This window comes from Mesorhizobium sp. ORS 3428 (genome assembly GCF_001854785.1).
Taxonomy (GTDB): Bacteria; Pseudomonadota; Alphaproteobacteria; order Rhizobiales; family Rhizobiaceae; genus Mesorhizobium.
The window spans coordinates 1-3,934 of the sequence record NZ_MDFL01000154.1 but is presented as its reverse complement, the minus strand read 5'-3'; the positions used below and the strand labels follow the sequence as shown (position 1 = coordinate 3,934).

Below are 3,934 nucleotides of genomic sequence, written 5' to 3'. Positions count from 1 at the left end.
GCCGGACGACCGGCGGCCCGCGGTCGCGGGCTCGGCCGGGGAGCCTTCCTTCTCCCCGTTCAACGGGGAGAAGGTGCCCGAAGGGCGGATGAGGGGCAGCGCCGGCATGTCCAGTTTTTCTAACGTCTCGCTGCGCCCGGCCACAAGCTCGGATGCCCGTGCCATCGCCAAGGCCATGCGGGCTGCGCTCAATTCCCTCAACTGGATGCCGGTGGTGCATACGCCGGAGGAGGATTTTTTCTTTATCCGCGATATCGTGCTGCCCCGGCAGCAGGTGACGGTGGCCGWAATCGGCGGCAGCATCGTCGGCTTCATCGCCGTCAGCGGCGAATGGGTCGAGCAGCTCTATCTCGATCCCGCCTGGACCGGACAAGGCATCGGCAGCCGGCTGCTCGCACAGGCGACTACCGGCTTGCAAGTGATTAAGYTGCATTGTTTCCAGGCCAATACGGGGGCGCGCCACTTCTATGAACGCCACGGCTTTCGTGCCGAAGCCTTCGGCGACGGCACGACCAACGAGGAAGGCCTGCCTGACATTCTCTACGTACTAAGCCGTTAGCCGCCGCTGTCCACCGCCAGTTGCTGCAGGATAGCGAGCGCCTCCTCGGCTCGCTCCGCTGGCACGAACAGATGGTCATGGTAGAAAGCCGAGACCGGATTGACGCCCATGCCGGCCGCGGCCAGCCGCGTGGTGATGGCGGCGAGGAAGCCGACGGCTTCCAGCGAGGAATGGATATCCAGCGTGATCATCCGGCAGCGGAACGCGCCGGCAAGTCCGGCTGCTTTCGCCTCGTCCTCCGTCACGATCAGCGTCAGGCCTTCCCGCTCGCGAAACTGCAAGACCGGATCGAGCCCGTCCGGCACGGCCGCGCCCGGCGCCAGCGTGGTGAAGACATGGACGTCGGGCAGCAGTTGCGGCTTCATCGCCGCCAGCAGTCTTTGYAGGTCGGTCTCGCCGGTCATCTTTCCTCCTTCCGGTCCATGCGTTCTCATTGAACCACGCGTTTGGAAAAAGCGCACCGGCCCCTGTCGGATCGCCGCGCGATCCTCCGTCCTTGGTAAGAGCCGGCRTAGAGCATACCAGGAGGGAACCGCAATGAGCATTTCCGAAGCCGCGCCCGTCTCGAACGGCGCCTTGTGGACCGGGCGCGTGCTTAGCGCCGTCGTGGTCCTGTTCATGATCTTCGACGGCGTCGTCAAGCTGCCGCCGCTCGCCGTCGTCACCGAGACGATGGCTGCGCTCGGCTGGCCGGCCGATGCAAACATCGCGCGCCTGCTCGGCATCATCGGGCTAATCTCGACCGCGCTCTATGCGCTGCCGCGTACCTCCGTGCTCGGCGCCATCTTGCTGACCGCCTATATGGGCGGGGCCATTTCAACCCATGTGCGCGTCGGCAACCCGCTGTTCTCGCATACGCTTTTCGGCGTCTATCTCGGTGTTATGCTGTGGGGCGGGCTCTATCTGCGCGATGCAAGACTGCGCGCGCTGATCCCGTTCAGCCGGTAAGCGTGGGAGGGAAAAATGCTCGCCACCATTCTCATCATCCTTGTGGTCATCATCGCTGCTGTGCTCATCTTTGCCGCGATACAGCCGAGCGATTTCGTCGTAACCCGGTCCGCCAGCATCAGGGCGCCGGCCGAGGCGATCTTCCCGCTGATCAACGATTTCAAGCGCTGGCCCGAATGGTCGCCTTATGAGAAGCTCGATCCACAGATGAAGCGCACGCTCTCCGGCCCCGAAAGCGGCAAGGGCGCGGCCTATGCCTGGGAGGGCAACAGCAAGGCCGGAAAGGGTCGCATGGAGATCGTCAATTCGGCGCCTGCCGCGCTGGTTGCGCTGAAGCTCGACTTCGAGAAGCCGTTCCGGGCCAACAACACCGTCGATTTCACTTTGACCCCTTCAGCTGAGGGCACCACTGTCACCTGGACGATGCGTGGCGGGCGTCCGTTCATCGCCAAGCTGATGGGCCTGTTCATGAATTTCGACACGCTGGTCGGCAAGGATTTCGAAGCCGGCCTCGACAATCTGAGGCGCGCCAGCGAAAAATAGGCGATCCTTGGCAAAAGCCGTCGCTCGCGAAGGCCCTGTCTTCCCAAAAACCGTCGCGCATCTGCGGCGGGATCAATTCACGCTTTCGTGCGTTATCGACCCAGGCGTGTGGAGGCGTTTCCCCTTTTGGGAGGAGTGACGATGACAAAGATGATGGTTCTGGCGGCCGTGGTCGCGGCGCTAACCGCTTGCTCGCAAACTGAAAAAGGGGCGGCGATTGGCGGCCTAGGCGGTGCGGCCGTCGGTGCTGCAGTTGCCAACAATCCGACCCAGGGGGCCGTCGTCGGCGGCGCCGTCGGCGCGGTCGCCGGTGCGCTGATCGGTCATGCCAGCGAAAGCGGCAAGTGCCGCTACCGCGATCGTTACGGGCGCGTCTACATAGCGCGCTGCCCGTCGGGTTACTAAGGCGGCTTCAAGTCTTTGTTTCCGCATGCCGGTTCCCGACATGCGCCAGGTCCAAAACGAACGGCGGGCCTTGCCCGCCGTTCCTGTTTAAAGCGCGTCACGCAGAGGACGCGCATTAAGTCTTTGTTTTGATGCGTGTCGCACTTTTGGGCGACATGCATCAATCAATACAGAAGCCGGAATTACTCCGCGGTAGCGGTTTCCGCCTCGGCCGGCGCGGCGGTCGTCGCGGCAGCGGCTGCAGCGGCCTCTTCCTGCGCCTTCTTCAGCAGGGCAGCGCGCTCCTGCGCCTTCTTGCCGGGCAGGGCCTTCTGCGGGTTCGAGCGAGCCGCGCGCTTGGCGATGCCAGCCTCGTCGAGGAAGCGCAGAACGCGGTCGGTCGGCTGGGCGCCGTGCGAGAGCCAGTGCTTGACGCGATCGGCATCGACCTTCACGCGTTCGCCGTCCTTCGGCAGCAGCGGGTTCCACGAGCCGAGCGCCTCGATGAAGCGGCCGTCGCGCGGCGAACKGGCGTCGGCAACGACGACGTGGTAGTAGGGACGCTTCTTCGAGCCCGCGCGGGCCAGTCTGATCTTCAGTGCCATTCTTTTCTCCTAAAAGCTCTGATTTCGTTGATCGGGTTACGGCTAATTAGCCGGCTTTGGCAGTGCCGTTGGAAGCGGCGATCTGTTCGTGGTGACGGATCACTTCGCGGATGACGAAGTTCAAGAACTTCTCCGCGAAATCCGGATCGAGATRCGCGTCCTTCGCCAGCTGGCGGAGGCGGGCGATCTGCTGCTGCTCGCGCGCCGGATCGGCGGGCGGCAGACCATGCTCGGCCTTCAGCACGCCGACCGCCTTGGTACAGCGGAAGCGCTCGGCCAGCATATGGATGAGGGCGGCATCGATATTGTCGATCGAAGCGCGGTAGCCCGCCAGAATGGCGCGTGCGTCGGCCATATCCTTCTCCTCGTTCATCGCCCCCTCACTTCTTTTTGCCGAGTCCCGGCAGCCCACCGCCGCCCAGGCCAGGCAACTTCATGCCGCCGGGCAGGCCCGGCAGCCCGCCGCCGGGCAGCCCGCCCGGCAAGCCTTTGCCAAGGCCGGCCGCCTGGGCCTGCTTCTGCAGGGCCTCGAGCTGCTTGGGATCCATCTTGGAGAGATCCGGCATGCCGCCCATACCGCCGGGCATCATGCCGCCAAGGCCCATCTTGGAGGCAAGGCCGCCCATCATGCCGCGCATCAGGCCGCCGCCTTTGCCCTTGCCGCCCATCGCCTTCATCATGTCGGCCATGCCGCGATGCATCTTCAGGAGCTTGTTGATCTCGGCCGCGTCGGTGCCGGAGCCGGAAGCGATGCGCTTCTTGCGTGAATGCTTCAGGATGTCGGGATTCGCCCGCTCCTCCCTGGTCATCGAGGAGATGATGGCAAGCTGACGGCGGAACATCTTGTCGTCGAAACCGGCCGCGGCAAGCTGGTCCTTCATCTTGCCCATGCCGG

Annotated in this window: 7 protein-coding genes and 1 pseudogene; 4 read left to right on the top strand and 4 right to left on the bottom strand. The window is 64.3% G+C overall.

The window, feature by feature from the left end; translation table 11 throughout:
• On the top strand, positions 1 to 559 hold a 559-nt coding region (locus ORS3428_RS25865), incomplete at its 5' end, for a GNAT family N-acetyltransferase (protein WP_244508100.1).
• On the opposite strand, the gene ORS3428_RS25860 is transcribed toward ORS3428_RS25865, so the two are convergent.
• Positions 556 to 963: an ACT domain-containing protein gene (locus ORS3428_RS25860; protein ID WP_071101123.1), complete on the bottom strand. Its 408-nt coding sequence runs from the start codon at positions 961 to 963 to the stop codon at positions 556 to 558. The two genes, ORS3428_RS25865 and ORS3428_RS25860, sit on opposite strands and share 4 nt — an antisense overlap.
• A gap of 133 nt (positions 964 to 1,096) precedes the next feature.
• Here ORS3428_RS25860 and ORS3428_RS25855 point away from each other — a divergent pair, with 133 nt between their 5' ends.
• From ORS3428_RS25855 to ORS3428_RS25845, 3 genes are all read left to right on the top strand, one after another.
• The gene (locus ORS3428_RS25855) at positions 1,097 to 1,507 is read left to right on the top strand and encodes a DoxX family protein (RefSeq protein WP_071101122.1); all 411 of its coding nucleotides are present in this window, start codon (positions 1,097 to 1,099) and stop codon (positions 1,505 to 1,507) included.
• Positions 1,508 to 1,522: 15 nt separating this feature from the next.
• Positions 1,523 to 2,050: an SRPBCC family protein gene (locus ORS3428_RS25850; protein ID WP_071101121.1), complete on the top strand. Its 528-nt coding sequence runs from the start codon at positions 1,523 to 1,525 to the stop codon at positions 2,048 to 2,050.
• A gap of 141 nt (positions 2,051 to 2,191) precedes the next feature.
• Positions 2,192 to 2,455: a YMGG-like glycine zipper-containing protein gene (locus ORS3428_RS25845; protein ID WP_071101120.1), complete on the top strand. Its 264-nt coding sequence runs from the start codon at positions 2,192 to 2,194 to the stop codon at positions 2,453 to 2,455.
• A gap of 182 nt (positions 2,456 to 2,637) precedes the next feature.
• Here ORS3428_RS25845 and rpsP read toward each other — a convergent pair whose 3' ends face one another.
• From rpsP to ORS3428_RS25830, 3 genes and pseudogenes are all read right to left on the bottom strand, one after another.
• Positions 2,638 to 3,039 (bottom strand): 30S ribosomal protein S16, encoded by a 402-nt coding sequence (gene rpsP / locus ORS3428_RS25840; protein WP_071101119.1) that lies wholly within the window; start codon positions 3,037 to 3,039, stop codon positions 2,638 to 2,640.
• Positions 3,040 to 3,085: 46 nt separating this feature from the next.
• On the bottom strand, positions 3,086 to 3,412 hold the full coding sequence (locus ORS3428_RS25835; protein ID WP_071101118.1) for a chorismate mutase: 327 nt from the start codon (positions 3,410 to 3,412) through the stop codon (positions 3,086 to 3,088).
• A gap of 7 nt (positions 3,413 to 3,419) precedes the next feature.
• Positions 3,420 to 3,934, bottom strand: a pseudogene (locus ORS3428_RS25830) (signal recognition particle protein); the annotation flags it as partial.